Annotated in this window: 17 protein-coding genes and 1 pseudogene; 12 read left to right on the top strand and 6 right to left on the bottom strand. The window is 65.8% G+C overall.

From position 1 onward, the window contains the following. Positions 1-36 precede the first annotated feature (36 nt). On the bottom strand, positions 37-732 hold the full coding sequence (locus tag ABIC17_RS11430; RefSeq protein ID WP_354281939.1) for a hypothetical protein: 696 nt from the start codon (positions 730-732) through the stop codon (positions 37-39). 55 nt (positions 733-787) lie between these two features. Further along, on the bottom strand, positions 788-1,099 hold the full coding sequence (locus ABIC17_RS11425) for a putative quinol monooxygenase (protein ID WP_354281938.1): 312 nt from the start codon (positions 1,097-1,099) through the stop codon (positions 788-790). A gap of 154 nt (positions 1,100-1,253) precedes the next feature. Here ABIC17_RS11425 and yajC point away from each other — a divergent pair, with 154 nt between their 5' ends. From yajC to ABIC17_RS11400, 5 genes are all read left to right on the top strand, one after another. Continuing rightward, positions 1,254-1,601 (top strand): preprotein translocase subunit YajC, encoded by a 348-nt coding sequence (yajC, locus tag ABIC17_RS11420; protein WP_354281937.1) that lies wholly within the window; start codon positions 1,254-1,256, stop codon positions 1,599-1,601. Positions 1,602-1,605: 4 nt separating this feature from the next. Continuing rightward, positions 1,606-3,192 carry a protein translocase subunit SecD gene (gene secD, locus ABIC17_RS11415; RefSeq protein ID WP_354281936.1) on the top strand — a complete coding sequence of 529 codons (1,587 nt, stop codon included), beginning with the start codon at positions 1,606-1,608 and terminating at the stop codon, positions 3,190-3,192. Between the two features lie 13 nt (positions 3,193-3,205). Beyond that, on the top strand, positions 3,206-4,159 hold the full coding sequence (gene secF, locus ABIC17_RS11410; RefSeq protein WP_354281935.1) for a protein translocase subunit SecF: 954 nt from the start codon (positions 3,206-3,208) through the stop codon (positions 4,157-4,159). Continuing rightward, the gene (locus tag ABIC17_RS11405) at positions 4,159-4,539 is read left to right on the top strand and encodes an Mth938-like domain-containing protein (RefSeq protein WP_354281934.1); all 381 of its coding nucleotides are present in this window, start codon (positions 4,159-4,161) and stop codon (positions 4,537-4,539) included. The genes secF and ABIC17_RS11405 overlap by 1 nt, the downstream gene beginning before the upstream one ends. A gap of 429 nt (positions 4,540-4,968) precedes the next feature. Further along, entirely contained in the window at positions 4,969-6,153 is a 1,185-nt protein-coding gene (locus tag ABIC17_RS11400; RefSeq protein WP_354281933.1) for a DUF3089 domain-containing protein, read from the top strand. Between the two features lie 44 nt (positions 6,154-6,197). Here ABIC17_RS11400 and dnaA read toward each other — a convergent pair whose 3' ends face one another. The 3 genes from dnaA to mutM all read right to left on the bottom strand — a co-directional run bounded on the left by dnaA (position 6,198) and on the right by mutM (position 9,251). Next, a complete protein-coding gene (gene dnaA / locus ABIC17_RS11395) occupies positions 6,198-7,544 on the bottom strand; it encodes a chromosomal replication initiator protein DnaA (protein WP_354282323.1) in 1,347 nt (448 codons plus the stop codon). A 526-nt stretch (positions 7,545-8,070) separates the two neighbouring features. Next, positions 8,071-8,334 (bottom strand): 30S ribosomal protein S20, encoded by a 264-nt coding sequence (gene rpsT / locus ABIC17_RS11390; RefSeq protein ID WP_354281932.1) that lies wholly within the window; start codon positions 8,332-8,334, stop codon positions 8,071-8,073. A 107-nt stretch (positions 8,335-8,441) separates the two neighbouring features. Next, positions 8,442-9,251: a bifunctional DNA-formamidopyrimidine glycosylase/DNA-(apurinic or apyrimidinic site) lyase gene (mutM, locus tag ABIC17_RS11385; protein ID WP_354281931.1), complete on the bottom strand. Its 810-nt coding sequence runs from the start codon at positions 9,249-9,251 to the stop codon at positions 8,442-8,444. Between the two features lie 56 nt (positions 9,252-9,307). On the opposite strand from mutM, the gene ABIC17_RS11380 reads away from it, so the two are divergent. From ABIC17_RS11380 to coaBC, 4 genes and pseudogenes are all read left to right on the top strand, one after another. Next, positions 9,308-10,039 carry a class I SAM-dependent methyltransferase gene (locus tag ABIC17_RS11380; protein WP_354281930.1) on the top strand — a complete coding sequence of 244 codons (732 nt, stop codon included), beginning with the start codon at positions 9,308-9,310 and terminating at the stop codon, positions 10,037-10,039. Positions 10,040-10,178: 139 nt separating this feature from the next. Further along, entirely contained in the window at positions 10,179-11,714 is a 1,536-nt protein-coding gene (gene ubiB / locus ABIC17_RS11375; RefSeq protein ID WP_354281929.1) for a 2-polyprenylphenol 6-hydroxylase, read from the top strand. Continuing rightward, positions 11,696-12,838 carry a glycosyltransferase family protein gene (locus tag ABIC17_RS11370; RefSeq protein ID WP_354281928.1) on the top strand — a complete coding sequence of 381 codons (1,143 nt, stop codon included), beginning with the start codon at positions 11,696-11,698 and terminating at the stop codon, positions 12,836-12,838. Before ubiB ends, ABIC17_RS11370 begins: the two co-directional genes overlap by 19 nt. Then, positions 12,835-14,011, top strand: a pseudogene (coaBC, locus tag ABIC17_RS11365) (bifunctional phosphopantothenoylcysteine decarboxylase/phosphopantothenate--cysteine ligase CoaBC). Before ABIC17_RS11370 ends, coaBC begins: the two are co-directional and overlap by 4 nt. Before the next feature lie 51 nt (positions 14,012-14,062). On the opposite strand, the gene ABIC17_RS11360 reads toward coaBC, so the two are convergent. Then, positions 14,063-14,290, bottom strand: coding sequence for a DUF3072 domain-containing protein (locus tag ABIC17_RS11360; protein WP_354281927.1), 228 nt, complete (start codon positions 14,288-14,290; stop codon positions 14,063-14,065). A gap of 143 nt (positions 14,291-14,433) precedes the next feature. On the opposite strand from ABIC17_RS11360, the gene dut reads away from it, so the two are divergent. From dut to ABIC17_RS11345, 3 genes are read left to right on the top strand one after another with little or no spacing between them, the layout of a single operon-like run. Next, complete coding sequence (dut, locus tag ABIC17_RS11355) at positions 14,434-14,883, top strand: dUTP diphosphatase (protein WP_354281926.1); 450 nt, start codon at positions 14,434-14,436, stop codon at positions 14,881-14,883. Continuing rightward, complete coding sequence (locus ABIC17_RS11350; protein WP_354281925.1) at positions 14,880-15,272, top strand: hypothetical protein; 393 nt, start codon at positions 14,880-14,882, stop codon at positions 15,270-15,272. Before dut ends, ABIC17_RS11350 begins: the two co-directional genes overlap by 4 nt. Continuing rightward, entirely contained in the window at positions 15,269-16,021 is a 753-nt protein-coding gene (locus tag ABIC17_RS11345; RefSeq protein ID WP_354281924.1) for a HesA/MoeB/ThiF family protein, read from the top strand. The genes ABIC17_RS11350 and ABIC17_RS11345 overlap by 4 nt, the downstream gene beginning before the upstream one ends. Positions 16,022-16,042 lie beyond the last annotated feature (21 nt).

The raw sequence follows: 16,042 nt of genomic DNA, 5'->3' as shown, positions 1-16,042 counted from the left end.
GCAGGCGCGTTAGGCCGAGAATGCGACGGATGCAAGTCACTTGAATTGACCAAGCGGTAATAAGCGGTTCGCAAGCGCCTGAACCCCGCGTGCGTCGCCATTTTTCAGCGGCGCGATCAGCAGAACGGCGCGGCGCTGAAGGATCCGGTCGAGCGCGGTCGGAGTCGCCGCGCGCGCCGCGGTTTCCGCCAGCGATGCGCCGACCGGGTCCTTGGGGTCGATCGCAAGCCGCAACAACGCTGCCAGCCCCGGGAACAGCGCGCGTTGCCCGCCGAGCGCAACTGCACGGTCGAGTGCGTCGAGCCCCGACGCCTTGCGCGCACCGAGCGCGCCACGCGCGACCAGCCCACCGAGCGATTTGACCGCACTCAGATGCCACGCACCGAGCGCTGCCTGTGCCTCCGCATCGCGCGGGTTGCGCGCGGTGATCGCCTCGAACTGCGCCTTTGCTTGCAGCGCGTCGGCACGACTGTTGGTCAGCTTCGCCCGGTAGCTCGTCGCCAGCGCGCGCGTCAGTTGCGCCTCGACGTCGCCGGGGGAGCGCAACAGCGTGGCCGCGGCATTCGCCTCGACATTGGCGATCTGCCGCAACGCGCTGGGGCGATCCGATGCGCCGAACGCGGTCTGGGTCAGCGTCTCGCGACTGCTTTCGGCCGCTACCGCAGGTGCGGCGCCACACCATAAGGCGACCGCCCCCGCGGTTGCGAGCCCCGTCCCGAACCGAACCATCATGCGTTTTGCCACAGGGTTTGCCGACCGTTGTTAACCATCCGACTGAGCCAACGGCTCAATCGCCGATCAGGGTCCGCGAGGAGCTGCCCTCCCAGGTCTTCACGCTCATCTCGACAATGCCGAGATCGCGCAAAGTGCGCCCGAACGCTTTCTGGTGGTCGGCCTGTCCGTGCGCGGCAAGCGCGTCTTCCGATGCCCAGCGCTCGGCGATGCGGATCACGTCCGGATCGGCGACGTCGAACGAAAAGGCGTAGAATTCGCAACCGTCTTCCTGTTCGACGCGCGCGACATGTGCGGCCAGCAAGTCCTTGATGCGGGCGGCATCGCCCGGTGCGGTCTTGATGTGCCCGAGGACGAGGATCGTCATGTTCGCGTCTCCTGAAGTCATGATCCGTTGCACCGGCGCGCGTGAGATGATAGCGCGCGCTGCTTGTAGCGGGGCGTCTTCGTCCCGCAATCCCGCATGTCCCTTGCCCGCACGACGGTTGCGTGCAGGCGGGTCCGCTTTACCAAGGTAGCCCATGTTCGCCACCCCAGCTTCTGCCCAGACCACAGGCGCCGCCACCGGTGCCGGCCCCGACGGATTTCTGTCGCTGCTCGTCAACTTCGGCCCGCTGCTGCTGGTCTTCGTCGCCTTCTACTTCATGATCCTGCGCCCGCAGCAATTGCGCGCGCGCAACCAGGCGGCGGCGATCAACGCGGTCAAGAAGGGTGATTCGGTTGTCACGGCTGGCGGCATCGTCGGCAAGGTGACCAAGGTCGAGGACCGCTTCGTCGAAGTCGAGATCGCGCCGACCACGCGCATCCGCGTCGTCAAGGCGACGCTCGCCGAAGTGACGCCGCTCGGCTCCAAGCCCGCGAACGACTGATCCGATGCTCGATTTCCCCCGCTGGAAGGTCATATCGATCTTCGCTTTCCTCGCCGCGCTGATGGCGCTGGCGATCCCGAGTTTCCTGCCCGAGTCGGTCACCGACCGCTGGGGCGCGTTCCCGCATCCGCGGGTCAACAAGGGGCTCGATCTGGCGGGGGGCAGCTATCTGCTGCTCGAGGCGGACACCAACGAGCTGGTCAAGAACCGGCTCGAGGCGATGCGCGAGCAGATCGTCACGCAAATGGCGCTCAACCCGGTGATCCCGATTGGCGACATCGCGACCGACAACGGCAAGCTGAGCTTCATGTTGCGGAACGTGACGCAGCTTGATGCAGCGCGCGAGCGGCTCAACAAGCTGACCGGCGGCGTCGGCCTGACCGGCCAGCGCGACTGGGACCTGCAGGTCGTCGATTCGTCGCGGATCGTGATGACCCCGACCGAGGCGGGCATCAACGCGTCGATCAAGGAAGCGATGTCGACCGCGCGGGACGTGGTCAGCACCCGCATCGACAAGCTCGGCACCAAGGAGCCGACGATCGTCGGCCAGGGCACCAGCCGCATCGTCGTCCAGGTTCCCGGCCTCAAGGATCCGCGCGCTTTGCGCGAGTTGATCGGCAAGACCGCCAAGCTCGAATTCAAGATGGTCGCGGACCAGCCCTATGTCCCCGGCGGGATCATCCCCGCGGGCACGCAGGCGCTCCCCTATCCCGAGGGTGGCCCCGGCGCGAAGATCCTCGTCAAGCGTCAGGCGATCATCACCGGCGACCAGCTGCTGACTGCAAAACAGTCGTTCAAGCAGGAAGACAACGCCCCGATCGTCGACTTCAGCTTCAACGCCGAGGGCGGGCGCAAGTTCGCCGCAATCACCCAGGCGAACACCGGCAAGCGGTTCGCCGTGATTGTCGATGACGCGGTCATCTCGGCACCCCGGATCAACACCGCGATCCTCGGCGGGGCGGGCTATATCGAAGGCTCGTTCACTGTCGAATCCGCGAACAACCTTGCGATCGCGCTGAGCTCGGGCAAATTGCCGATCTCGCTCAAGATCGTCGAGGAACGCACCGTCGGCCCCGATCTCGGGCAGGAATCGATCAACGCAGGCGTCCGCGCCTCGGCGATCGCGGTGATCCTGGTGATCGTGTTCATGATCGTCACCTACGGCCGCTTCGGTTTCTATGCTGACTATGCCGTCATCATCAACGTCGTCGTTATCATGGGTGTGCTCGCGCTGCTCAACGGTACGCTGACGCTGCCGGGGATCGCGGGCTTCGTGCTGACGATCGGTACTGCGGTCGACGCGAACGTGCTGATCAACGAGCGTATCCGCGAGGAACGCCGTCGCGGTCGCAGTGTGATCCAGGCGGTCGAGCTCGGGTATAAGGAAGCGAGCCGCACGATCTTCGAGGCGAACGCGACGCACGCGATCTCGGGGCTCATCATGCTGATGCTCGGTTCGGGTCCGGTGAAGGGCTTTGCAGTCGTGCTACTGATCGGCATCGCCACCTCGGTCTTCACCGCCGTTACCTTCACGCGGATGCTCGTGGTGTTGTGGATTCGCCGCAACCGCCCGACCGACATCAACATTTGATCGGCCAGACACCATGCGCCTGCTGAAAATCGTTCCGGACAACACCAACCTCCCCTTCGTTTCCCTACGCAAATGGGCGTTCGGGCTGACGATCCTGCTGTCGGTCGCCGCGCTTGCGCTGGTGTTCACACGCGGGCTCAACCTCGGCGTCGATTTCGTCGGCGGGCTGATGATCGAGGAGAAGTTCGCTTCGCCGCCGTCGCTCGACAAGCTGCGCACGACCATCGACAATCTGGAGCTGGGCGAAGCGCGGCTCCAATCGGTCGGCAACGACAATACCATCTCGATCAAGCTGCCGCCGCCCGAGAGCACCGACGAGGGCGCGGCCAACCGCATCGTCCAGCAGGTTCAGGTCGCGATCTCGCGCGACTTCCCCGATGCGCGCTTCTCGCGGCAGGATTCGGTCAGCGGCAAGGTCTCGGGCGAATTGATCTGGAAGGGCATCCTCGCGGTCGTGCTCGCGGTCGTCGGGATCGGCCTGTTCGCGATCTTCCGGTTCGAATGGCAGTTCGGCGTCTCGACCGTCGTGGCGATCGTCCACGACGTGCTGATGACGCTCGGCTTCTTCGCGCTCAGCGGGTTCGAGTTCGACCTCAACATCGTCGCCGCGGTGCTGACGATCATCGGCTATTCGATCAACGACAAGATCGTCATCGATGACCGCATCCGCGAGAATATGCGCCGCTATCGCAAGATGGACATGTCCGCGATCGTCGATCTGTCGGTCAACGAGACGTTGCCGCGCACCGTGATGACCTCGGTCACGATTCTGCTCGCCTTGTTCGCGCTACTGATATTCGGTGGGCCGGTGCTGCGCGGGTTCACCGCGGCGATGATCCTCGGCATCTTCGTCGGCACCTATTCGTCGATCTACGTGTCGTCGTCGCTGCTGATCTCGCTCGGGCTGCGGCCCGACCCAAGCCAGGCGGAGCCCGTCGCCGTAACGGGCACCCCGAAGGCGCGCTGATGCAGATCGACCGCGCCAGCGGATCGGGTCCGGCGATCACCGGTTTCTCCCCCAACGGCTTCAAGGTCGAGGCGGGGGATTTCCGGGGAGTGTACCGCGCGCTGACGATCGCCCCTGAAGCCGTGGCCGAGTGGGATGCGCCTGCGTTCGAGACGCTGTCGCCTGAGTCGCTTGGCGACCTGATCGCGCTTGATCCGGCACCGGAGTTCCTGCTGCTCGGGACAGGCGCGACGATGCGACGTCCCGCCCCTGCGTTCGTCCGCGCGCTCGAGGCGAAGGGCATCGGGGTGGAGGCGATGGACAGCCGTGCGGCGGCGCGTGCCTGGGCCGTGCTGCGTGGTGAGGGCCGTTGGGTCGTGGGCGCGCTCTACCCGCTTTGATCGGCTAACTCGCCGCGCTTCTTTATCTCACGATATATGCTTGCGCTGACGATGGCGCTTCCCAAGCGAAGGCCGGGGCCCAGCAGAGGGCGGGCTGATCGGGCGTCGCGCGCTCGACCTTGCGCACCGCGACTGGGCCCCGGCCTTCGCCGGGGAAGCGCCACGCTGGGAACAGGGGCAATGTGGCGTCCCGACCCTGCATTCGTTTGCGCCCTCGCAGAGGTAGACGGGCGTGGTGTGGCCCGTGCCGGGGTCGTGCTGCGCGGAGAGGGGCGCGGGGTGGTCGTCGCACTCTATCCGCTTTGACCGGCTGACTCGCCGCGCTAGTGTTTCCCAAGATATGTGCTTGCGATGACAATGGCGCTTCCCCGGCAATGGCCGGGAAAGCGCCGTGGTGGAAACGTCGCGCCAAGAGGTCGGGATCCTATGATGAAATCGCTTGCCGCCATCCTGCTGGCCTCCGCAATGCCCGTCGGGGGGTTAGCACAGACCCCCGCCCCCGCACCGACGGCCGAGGCCACACCGAAATACACCAACCCCGATGCCTGGCTGTGCCGTCCGGGTCGCACCGACGCGTGCGCCGCCAATCAGGACGCGACGATCATCCGGGCCGACGGGACGCAATCGATCGAGCGATTTTCGCGCGACGACAATCCCAAGTTCGACTGTTTCTACGTCTATCCGACGGTATCGCTCGATGCGTCGCCCAACAGCGACATGACCGCGGGCCCCGAAGAGATCACCGTCGCGACGCATCAGGCGGGGCGCTTCGCCAAGCATTGCCGCGTGTTCGCGCCGCTCTACCGTCAGGTCACGCTGCTCGCACTGCGCGACGCGATGCTGGGGCAGCCGATGAAGGGAGATCGTGCGCGCGCCTTCGCCGATGTGAAGGCGGCGTGGGAAGAATATCTCGCCTATGACAATCACGGGCGCGGCGTCGTGCTGATCGGGCACAGCCAGGGGTCGGGGATCCTCAAGGAGCTGGTCGCGAAAGCGATCGAAGGGACGCCGGTCCAGCGACAGATCATCTCTGTCATCATCCCCGGTACCAACGTCGCGGTCCCCGCGGGCAAGGACGTCGGCGGCGATTTCAAGTCGACGCCTTTGTGCCATAGCGACAAGGATAGCGGTTGCGTGGTCAGCTACGTCAGCTTCCGCGCCGATGCGCCGCCGCCCGCCAACAGCCGCTTCGGGATCGCGGCACAACCCGGCATGACCGTCGCCTGTGTCGACCCCGCCGCGCTCGACGGTGTGGTCAAGCCTGCCGACGCTTACCTCGGCGCACGCGGTGCGGGGATCGCCAGCGCCTCGCAAGGGGCGTGGAGCCAAAACGGCGCCGTCGTCACGACCGGCTTCGTCAAGGTACCGGGGTTGCTCAGCACGCGCTGCGTCACGTCCGGCACCGCGTCCTATCTGGCGGTGACGACCAATGCCAACCCGGCGGACAAGCGCACCGATCATATCGTCGGCGATGTGATGTATGGGGGCAAGGCGCTACCCGACTGGGGGCTGCATCTGCTCGACCTGCCGGTCGTCATGGGCGATCTGGTCGAGCTGACCGACGATCAGGCAAAGGCCTGGCTTGCGAAGAACCCGCCCGCCGCCGCGGGCTGATAGGCGCGCGGCCGGGGAGGTCCCGGTTGCCCGGGACCGCTCCTTTACCCTTCCAACTGGCGCAGCAGCGTGCGCACCGAGCTGTCGATCTCGTGATCCTTGTCGCGCAGATCCTCGATCCGGCGGACCGCATGGATCACGGTCGAATGGTCGCGCCCGCCGAACTTGCGCCCGATCTCGGGTAGCGAGCGCGTGGTGAGACGCTTGGCCAGATACATGGCGATCTGCCGCGGACGCGCGACGACGACCGCGCGACGCGCCGATACCAGATCGATCGGCTTGATCTCGAAATGCGCCGAGACCGCCTTCTGGATCTCGTCGATCGTGACCCGGCGCTCGGCCCCGCGGAGCACGTCGCCGAGCGTCGCGATCGCGAAGTCGAGATCGATCTCGACGTTGCTGAGCTGCGCATAAGCGACGACGCGGTTGAGCGCGCCTTCGAGGTCACGGATGTTACCGGTGATCCGCGATGCGAGCAAATCGAGCACCGCCACCGGGACCTGCGCATTCGGCATGTCGGCGAGCTTGCGGTCGAGCACGCGGCGGCGCAGCGCCAGGTCGGGTGCCTTGATGTCGGCGACGAGGCCGCACGACAGCCGCGAGGTGATCCGCTGTTCCACGCCGTCGAGCCCCTGCGGGCAGCGATCCGCCGAGATGACGAGCCGCTTACCCGCGCCCATCACTTCGTTCATCGTGTGGAAGAACTCTTCCTGCGTCGCGTCCTTGCCCGCGATGAACTGCAGATCGTCGATCAGCAGCAGGTCGGCGGCGCGCAGCCGGGTCTTGAACGCATGCGTCTCGCGGGTGCGGAGCGCCTGGACGAATTCATACATGAACCGCTCGGCCGACATCAGCAGGACGCGCGCACCGGGGACCGCCATGAGATAGGCGGCACCGATCGCGTGCATCAGGTGAGTCTTCCCCTGCCCCGTGCCGCTGTGGAGGAACAGCGGACTGAACCGCGGTGCCCCCGGCTGCGTCAACGCGACCGCCGCGTTGTAGGCGACGAGGTTCGACGGATCGACCACGAACCGGTCGAAGGTGAACCGCGGATCGAGCGACGGGCGCTCGATCGTCGGCACCGGTTCCGCCGGCTGAATGTTGGCCGGTGCCGGCAACGTGTCGATCGTCACGACCTGCGCTGACCGCGCGACGGTTTCGACCGAAACGCTGCGCACCGCCGGGATCAGCACGCGGAATTCGTGCAACAACCGGTCGGCGTAATGATTCCGTACCCAATTTGTCATGAATGCCGACGGCAACCCTAGACGCACTGCGTCCAGGTCGCTCCCGGGAATCAAGACGATCGGCTTAAGCCACTGATCGAACAACCGTACGCCCGATGATTCGCGAAGATTAGCACGGACCGTGGCCCATGCCTGCGCAACCATGTCGTCCTGCGTTTCGGCGGCGCTATGGTTGTTCGCGATCGCTACCCCCTGCCCCAAAAATGCCACGACAAAACCCTTCCCCGGCCCCCCAGCCAAGCTGGCGGAGCCTTGATATACAACGGACAAAAACCCCCACAGCCGGAATCAAGTCCGCCTGAACGCGCCATTCGAAATGAGTCGCGAGACGATCGTCTGCGCGGTGGAGGGCCAGTTATGAAGAACCGGCCGAGTCTATCAATCCCTGCCCCGGTCAGATTTCTGAAATAATCGGGATTGACTCGGATTCCGCCAAGGATTCGCGTCAAAAATCGCACAATCTGTTGAAATCGTTGGATTTTTAATCGTTACACTTCCGTGAAGGTTATGCGAATCGCAGTAAAACCACGCTTTCCAGAAACGGGACAAAAACTGTTCTTGCGATGTTCTTCCCGCGGTGAAAATCCATCTTTCGAACGATGTACACGGCACGACAAAAAGCCCGCCGGACGATGTCCGGCGGGCGAATTGATCGTTAGAGAACGCGCGTTCAGGCGAGCGCGGTGAGGCGCTTCGTCAGTCGTGCGAACTTGCGCGAGGCAGTGTTCTTGTGGAGCACACCCTTGGCGACGCCACGCATCAACTCGGGCTGAACCTGCAGCATGGCTGCAGTTGCCGCGACCTTGTCCCCGGACTCGAGCGCAGCCTCAGCCTTCTTGACGAAGGTGCGGATGCGGCCGACGCGGTTGCCGTTCACCAGTGCCCGTGCAGCGTTGCGACGGATACGCTTTTTCGCCTGTGGCGTGTTCGCCATGAAGCCCTCTGACTTTAGAAATAAGAAAGGGCGGGAGAAGTCTCCCGGCCCCGGAAGCCGCTGCCCTTACCGACAAGCACAGGGTCGGTCAAGAACACATGCCATAATTAGCGTTGGCAGGTCGGGCACCAGAAGGTCGATCGCCCCCCTTCGGCATAGCGCTGGACCAGCCCGCCACAGGCGCACGGCTGCCCCCCCCGCCCATAGACCGCGAACTGCTTGGAAAAATATCCGAGCTCGCCGTCTGGCTTGGCATAATCGCGCAAGGTCGACCCACCGGCCTCGATCGCGGCCAGCAACACGCTGCGAATCGCCGGCACGAGTCGATCGAGTTTCGCACGCGACACCTTCCCCGCCGCGCGCTTGGGCGAGATGCCCGCGAGGAACAGCGCTTCGCAGACATAGATGTTGCCCAGCCCCGCGACGATCCGCTGGTCGAGCAGCATCAGCTTGATCGACGCGATCCGGTCCTTGAGCATCCGGTGGAGATAAGCGGCGGTAAGATCCGGTCCGAGCGGTTCGGGCCCGAGCGCGAGGAACGCCGGGAAAGCGGCAAGCCCCGTGGTCGCGACCAGATCGACCGAGCCGAACCGCCGCGCGTCGTTGAGCGCGAGCCGGTGCGTCGCAGTCTCCAGGATCAGGTGGTCGTGCGGCAGGACCTCGGCGGGATCGACTCGCCACCGCCCCGACATGCCGAGGTGAAAGATCATCGTGTCGCCGCGGGTCGTATCGATCAGTCCGTATTTCGCGCGCCGCCCGAGCGCGGTCACCGTCGCGCCGGTGAGTCGCTGCCCGAGGTCCTCCGGGAACGGCCGCCGCAGATCGGGGCGACGGATCTGCACCGCAGTGATGCGCTGCCCTTCTAGCACGGGGCGCAGGCCCCGCACGGTGGTTTCGACTTCGGGCAATTCTGGCATCGCAATCAGCTAGGTTGCGTTTGCCCGCGCCACAAGCACTGGCTAGAGCGGGGGCCATGAACGATACAGTCTCCTTCGGCTACGAAGACATCCCCGCCTCCGAAAAGACCGCCCGCGTCGGCGGCGTCTTCTCCAGCGTCGCTGCGCGCTATGACATCATGAACGACGCGATGTCGGGCGGCATGCACCGGCTGTGGAAGGACCGCTTCGTCCGCCGCCTCAAACCGCGAGAGGGCGAGCAGATCCTCGACATGGCGGGCGGCACCGGCGACATCGCGTTCCGCATCGCCGAATCAGGTGCGAGCGTGACGGTCGCGGACATTAACCCGCAGATGCTCGAAGTCGGCATGGAACGCGCCGCCAAGCGCGGCATCGACGGGCTGGTGTGGACCGAGGCGAATGCCGAGACGCTCGCCTTCCCCGATCGCTTCTTCGATGCGTACACGATCGCGTTCGGGATCCGGAACGTCACCGACATCCCCAAGGCGCTCCGCGAAGCACACCGCGTGCTGCGGCGTGGCGGACGGTTCTTCTGCCTCGAATTCTCGACCACCGTGTGGCCCGGGTTCGCGGACGTGTACGACGCCTATTCGCACAAGGTCGTGCCCCAGCTTGGCAAGCTGCTTGCGCAGGATGCGGACAGCTATCGCTATCTGATCGAGTCGATCCGGCGCTTTCCCGACATGCCGACCTTCGAGGGGATGATTCGCGACGCAGGGTTCATCCAGACCGGCGTGGAGCCGATGCTGGGCGGGCTGGTCGCGATTCACCACGGCTGGAAGATTTGATGAGCCCGACGCTTAAAGCCCCTCCCCTTCAGGGGAGGGGTTGGGGTGGGGCCGTAGAGGGCGCAGCCGCCCAATTCGGCGCGACCACCCCGCACTGCCCCACCCCCAACCCCTCCCCTGAAGGGGAGGGGAGTAAGATATGACCGCGCCTGCTGTTCACCTCTGGCGCTTGCTCAAATGGGGCCGCATCCTCGCGCGCCACGGCGCGCTGCGCGGGATTGAGCGGGATCCTAACACTCCCGCCCCCGTCCGCCGCCTCGCCCGGATCGCACGGTTTGGTGCGCGTGTGCCCAAGGTGCCGCGCTATGCCGACGCGCTCCAGGCGATCGGTCCCGCCGCGATCAAGCTCGGGCAGACGCTCGCGACTCGCCCGGACATGGTCGGCGACGCTGCCGCGCTCGACCTCATGCGATTGCAGGATGCGCTGCCCCCCGTCCCGTATGAGACGATTCACGCCGCGCTCACCCGCGCGTTCCAGCGTGATCCGGCCGAGCTGTTCCAGTCGATCGAACCGGTGCCCGTCGGTGCCGCGTCGATCGCGCAAGTCCACCGCGCGGTGACGACCGACGGCCGCACCGTCGCGATCAAGGTGCTCCGCCCGGGCGTCGAGGAAGACTTCACCCGCGCGATCGACACGTACGAATGGGCCGCCGCGCAAGTCGAGGCGATGGGCGGCGAACTTTCGCGCCTGCGCCCTCGACTGACGATCGAGACGTTCAAACGCTGGACAGCGCGCGAGCTCGATCTGCGGCGCGAGGCGGCCTCGGCGTCCGAACTCGCCGATTCGATGCAGGCGGAGCCCGACTTCACCGTCCCCAAGATCGACTGGCAGCGCACCACCGGCAAGGTGCTCACGCTCGAATGGATCAACGGGATCAAGCTGTCGAACCGCCCTGCACTGATCGCGGCGGGCTATGACCTGCCGCAGCTTGCCGACACGCTGGTCCATGCGTTCCTGCGCCAAGCGATCGCGGAAGGGTTCTTCCACGCCGACATGCATCAGGGGAACCTGTTCGCGCTGCCCGGCAACAAGATCGCCGCGATCGACTTCGGGATCATGGGCCGGATCGACCGGCGCGCGCGGGTGTGGCTGGCGGAGATTCTCTACGGGCTGATCACGGGCAATTACAAACGCGTCGCCGAGATCCATTTCGAGGCAGGCTATGTCCCCTCGCACCACAATGTCGCAGAATTCGCGACCGCGCTCCGCGCGGTTGGCGAGCCGATGCGCGGGATGGCGGTCAAGGACATGTCGATCGGGATGATGCTCGACGGGCTGTTCAACATCACGCGCGACTTCGACATGCAGACTCAGCCGCATCTGCTGCTGCTGCAGAAGACGATGGTGATGGTCGAGGGTGTCGCAACCAGCCTTGATCCCGACATCAACCTGTGGGACGCTGCGGCACCGTTTGTCCGTGAATGGATCCGCACCGAACTGGGGCCGGAGGCTGCGGTTGCCGACCGGATCGTCACCGACCTGCGCACCTTCGCGCGGCTGCCCGACCTGATCCGCAACATCGAGCGTCGCTTTCCCGATCCGCCGGGTGCCCCGCCCGAGCCCCCGCTCCGCAAGATCGAGGTCGTGCGGTTCGGTGGCGGGTGGCGCTATGCGATCGTCGCGATCGTCAGCGCCGCCGCGAGTCTTGGCGCCGGATGGATGTTGTGGGGCTAGCCACCCCACCACCCGTTCCGACCGGCGCCCCGCTATGGCTCGCCATGCCGTCGCGCTTTGCCGGCCTCAGTCGGTCGCAGGCGCGCTGGGCGCTCGGGCTGCTGGCGCTGCTGCTCGGCGCGACGTTGCTGGCGCTCGCGGTCCCCGCCCCGGCGGGCGCGCCCGAAGGTGGCACGGGCGAGGTACAGACCGATGTCGCACTGTACGATTCGATCGTGTCGGCAATTCGCGGCGGCGGGGACTATTACGGCGTAGCCGCCAAGGAACTACGGCGCGGCGGCTATCCACTGAAGCCGTTCATCACCTTCCGGCTGCCCGCGCTGGCGGTGATCCAGGCGCACATTTCGCCGATGGTAATCCAGGCAGTGCTTTTCGCGCTGATCGCCGCAACGGCCGGTGCCTGGTTCGTACGCTTCAGGGCCGCGTTCGTCCGGAAGCCACCGCTGGTCTTTGCGATGCTGTTGCTGGCGGGCGGGATGGTCGTCTTCATCCAGCGCGGGCTGATCGGCTTCCACGAGATCTGGGCGGGGATGCTGATCGCTCTGTCGCTGGCACTTCGTCGCAATGACCGGTGGACCACGGCCGTCGCGATCGGGCTGATCGCGATGCTGATCCGCGAGACCGCGCTGGTGTATGTCGCGATCATGGGGATCCTGGCGTTCGCCGAAGGGCATCGGCGCGAGGCACTCGGCTGGGGCGCGACGATCCTCGTGCTGGCAGTGGTGCTCGGCTTCCATGCGCATGCGGTCGCCGACGTCGTGCGTTCGACCGATCCCGTGTCACCGGGCTGGATGGGGCTGCTCGGCTTCGGCTTTTTCGTCAAGACGATGATGCTGTCGACCGCGCTGGCGGTCGTCCCGGCAGTCCTTGCGGCACTGCTGGTGGGGCTGGCGCTGTTCGGATGGGCGTGCTGGGCGGACCCGGTCGCTTTGCGCGTCCTGACGGTGTTCTGCGGCTATGCCGCCTTGCTCGGGCTGTTCGGACGCCCCGACACCTTCTACTGGGGATTAATGATCGCACCGCTGCTCCTCGTCGGCCTCGCCTTCGCGCCCGATGGCCTGCGCGATCTAGTGGCACGTGCGCGCGATCGGCGTCGCATCATCGTCACGCGGCTGGTGCGATGAAGATCCTGCTGATCATCGGCGGCGGGATCGCGGCGTATAAGGCGAGCGAGCTGATCCGCCTATGCCGCAAGGCGGGGATTTCGGTCAAATGCGTGCTGACCGCAGGGGGCGCGCATTTCGTGACCCCGATGACGCTCGCCGCTTTGTCCGAAAATCAGGTCCACACGAGCTTGTGGGACCTCAAGGACGAGGTCGAGATGGGGCATATCCAGCTCAGCCGCGAAGCCGATCTGGTGGTGGTGGCCCCCGCCACCGCGGACCTGATGGCCAAGATGGCGGCGGGAATCGCGGACGACCTCGCCACCACGCTGCTCCTCGCAACCGACAAGCGCGTACTCGCCGCGCCTGCGATGAACGTACGAATGTGGCAACACCCCGCCACGGTCCGCAACGTGGTGACGCTGCGGGGCGACGGCGTGACGGTGCTCGAGCCCGATGAGGGCGCGATGGCCTGTGGCGAGTTCGGCCCCGGCCGTCTGCCCGAACCTCCTGCGATCCTTGCAGCGATCCAGCAGATGCTCGGTGGCTGACGCACGGATGCTGCAGGGCAAGCATATCCTCGTGACTGCCGGGCCGACGCATGAACCGATCGACCCGGTGCGGTATCTCGCCAATCGGTCGTCGGGGAAGCAGGGGTTTGCGATTGCGGGGGCGCTGGCTGCGCTGGGCGCGCGAGTAACGCTGGTGGCCGGGCCGGTTACCCTGCCGACACCCGCTGGCGTCGACCGGATCGATGTCGAGACCGCGTTACAGATGGCTGCAGCGGTAGAGGCAACGCTGCCCGTGGATGCCGCGGTGATGGTTGCGGCGGTCGCCGACTGGCGAGTCGAGGGGGCGGCGCAGAAGATCAAAAAGGGCGCGGAAACCCCAGTCCTTCGGCTGGTCGAAAACCCCGACATCCTCGCGACGCTGGCGCGCAGCCCGCAGCGGCCAAGGCTGTTGATCGGCTTTGCGGCGGAAACCGAACAGGTGATCGCCCATGCGACCGCCAAACGTCAGCGCAAGAACGTCGACTGGATCGTCGCCAACGATGTGTCGGGGGATGTGATGGGGGGCAGCGCCAACACCGTCCATGTCATCACCGAGGCGGGCACGGAAAGCTGGGATCGAATGCCCAAGGATAAGGTGGCAGACCGGCTTGCGGCGCGGATCGCTACGGCATTGGCTGATTAGAAAGAAAACCGCCGCCGCACTCCCTTCGGAGGCGGCGGCGTGACGAAAGTCTTAGTGGCCGAGCTTCTGCTTGAGCTCGTCGATCATCTTGGAGGCATCGCCCTTGTTCATGTCGGCGCTGGGCGGATCCATCTTCGCTTCCTCGCACAGCGTCGTCAGATACGACTTCTGCGCCCCCGTCATGGGATCGCCGCCCGAGACCCAATCCGCCGGATCCTTCTCGGTATTCGAGTCGGGATGTTCTTCGAGCTTCGGGTTGGGGAGCGTCTCTTCGGCCATGAACTGTCTCGCTATGTTTCGTGTATGTTCCTAACCCGCAACCCGCTTCCCGGTTCCGCGATTGACCGCGTTGCGGCAGACTTTACTCGCGCAAAGACAGACCGGTCTTCGCGCCCGGCGCAAGCATCGTTAAGAGGGCGGCCATGACGACATTCCCGATCACGATTCAGTTCCTGTCCTTGCCGCACGGTGCGGGACTGCCCTTGCCCGCTTATGCCACCGACGGTGCCGCCGGCATGGACGTCGTTGCCGCCGAGGCGGTGACGCTGGCGCCGGGCGCGCGCGGCGCGGTCGCGACCGGCTTTGCGATCGCCATCCCGACCGGCTTCGAAGTGCAGGTGCGCCCGCGCTCGGGCCTTGCGCTCAAGCATGGCGTGACGTGCCTCAATACGCCGGGCACGATCGATTCGGATTACCGCGGCGAGGTGAAGGTCATCCTGATCAACCACGGCCAGGAGCCGTTCGAGATCGCGCGCGGCGACCGGATTGCCCAACTCGTCCCCGCCCCGGTTCAGCGCGGGGTACTGGAAACGGTCGACCGGCTGGCGGATACCGTCCGTGGTATCGGGGGCTTTGGATCGACCGGACGATGATAGCTGCGTTTCTCCTGCAGGTTGCCGACGTGCCGGCATCACCGCCAAGCTTGCCCAACGACTGGTCGGCGTTGCCCACCCTGCCCTATGTCGCGCCGCGCCAGGCGACGCCGCAAGTCACGACGTTCGTCGCCGGTGAGATCGCCGCGGGACGGTGTGTCGCGCAACGTCCCGGCGACGGGCATTACGTCCTGCCGGTCGAGGTCGCCGCGCTGATCGGTGCGGACGGCAGCGTGCGCAAGGTCGTGCCGCGCGCGATCGCCTGCCCGACGATCGAGCAATATGCAGCGGGTCTCGTGACCGGGTTCGCACGTGGCAATATCGCGCAGTACAAGCCGACGACCGACACCTGGTATCGCACGACCATCGTGTTCGACTGGCGCGGATGAACACGCTCGGCGACGCCGAACTCGATCGCTACGCCCGCCACATCGTCCTGCGCGAAGTGGGCGGCGCGGGGCAACTGCGGCTTAAACAGGCGAGCGTCGCGGTGGTCGGCGCAGGCGGGATCGGGAGCCCGGCGATCCAATATCTCGCCGCCGCCGGGGTCGGACGGCTGGTGATCATCGATGACGACACGGTCGACCTGTCGAACCTGCAACGTCAGACCCTGTTCGGCGATGCCGACGTCGGCGCGTCCAAGGTCGCGGCGGCTGAAACCGCCGCGCGCCGTATTACGCCGCATGTCTCGATCGAGACGCTGGCGGTGCGGCTCGATGCGGCCAACTCTGCGACACTGCTCGCCGCGGTGGACGTGGTGCTGGACGGCACCGACAGCTTTTCCACCCGGCTTGCGGTTGCGGATGCGGCGCATGCGCTACGCATCCCGCTGGTGTCCTCGGCGGTCGGACAGTTCGAGGGGCAGCTCGGTGTGTTCCGGGGGTGGGAGCCGGACAAGCCCTGCTATCGCTGCTTTGTTGGCGACGCGCACGATGCTGCCGGGGACACCTGTGCCGAACAGGGCGTGATCGGCGCGATGACCGGCGTGATGGGGAGCCTGGCGGCACTGGAGGCCCTGCGCAGTATCGTCGGCTTTGGCGAGGACAGCGCAGGCAAGCTTTTGCTGGTCGATGCGCTTGCGTTTCGATTTCGCACGATCATACTTCCAAAAGACCCGGGATGTCCGTGCTGCGGTTAGCGTAACGCTAGGCGATGGGGG

Source organism: Sphingomonas sp. PvP056 (assembly GCF_040549155.1).
GTDB lineage: Bacteria > Pseudomonadota > Alphaproteobacteria > Sphingomonadales > Sphingomonadaceae > Sphingomonas.
Note: the sequence above shows the minus strand (reverse complement) of the source record. Positions and strands in the feature narration are given on the sequence as shown.

Coding starts and splice junctions, on each gene's coding strand:
- ABIC17_RS11430 (WP_354281939.1), bottom strand. CDS start 732: ATGATGGTTCGGTTCGGGACGGGGCTCGCAACCGCGGGGGCGGTCGCC.
- ABIC17_RS11425 (WP_354281938.1), bottom strand. CDS start 1,099: ATGACGATCCTCGTCCTCGGGCACATCAAGACCGCACCGGGCGATGCC.
- yajC (WP_354281937.1), top strand. CDS start 1,254: ATGTTCGCCACCCCAGCTTCTGCCCAGACCACAGGCGCCGCCACCGGT.
- secD (WP_354281936.1), top strand. CDS start 1,606: ATGCTCGATTTCCCCCGCTGGAAGGTCATATCGATCTTCGCTTTCCTC.
- secF (WP_354281935.1), top strand. CDS start 3,206: ATGCGCCTGCTGAAAATCGTTCCGGACAACACCAACCTCCCCTTCGTT.
- ABIC17_RS11405 (WP_354281934.1), top strand. CDS start 4,159: ATGCAGATCGACCGCGCCAGCGGATCGGGTCCGGCGATCACCGGTTTC.
- ABIC17_RS11400 (WP_354281933.1), top strand. CDS start 4,969: ATGAAATCGCTTGCCGCCATCCTGCTGGCCTCCGCAATGCCCGTCGGG.
- dnaA (WP_354282323.1), bottom strand. CDS start 7,544: ATGGTTGCGCAGGCATGGGCCACGGTCCGTGCTAATCTTCGCGAATCA.
- rpsT (WP_354281932.1), bottom strand. CDS start 8,334: ATGGCGAACACGCCACAGGCGAAAAAGCGTATCCGTCGCAACGCTGCA.
- mutM (WP_354281931.1), bottom strand. CDS start 9,251: ATGCCAGAATTGCCCGAAGTCGAAACCACCGTGCGGGGCCTGCGCCCC.
- ABIC17_RS11380 (WP_354281930.1), top strand. CDS start 9,308: ATGAACGATACAGTCTCCTTCGGCTACGAAGACATCCCCGCCTCCGAA.
- ubiB (WP_354281929.1), top strand. CDS start 10,179: ATGACCGCGCCTGCTGTTCACCTCTGGCGCTTGCTCAAATGGGGCCGC.
- ABIC17_RS11370 (WP_354281928.1), top strand. CDS start 11,696: ATGGATGTTGTGGGGCTAGCCACCCCACCACCCGTTCCGACCGGCGCC.
- ABIC17_RS11360 (WP_354281927.1), bottom strand. CDS start 14,290: ATGGCCGAAGAGACGCTCCCCAACCCGAAGCTCGAAGAACATCCCGAC.
- dut (WP_354281926.1), top strand. CDS start 14,434: ATGACGACATTCCCGATCACGATTCAGTTCCTGTCCTTGCCGCACGGT.
- ABIC17_RS11350 (WP_354281925.1), top strand. CDS start 14,880: ATGATAGCTGCGTTTCTCCTGCAGGTTGCCGACGTGCCGGCATCACCG.
- ABIC17_RS11345 (WP_354281924.1), top strand. CDS start 15,269: ATGAACACGCTCGGCGACGCCGAACTCGATCGCTACGCCCGCCACATC.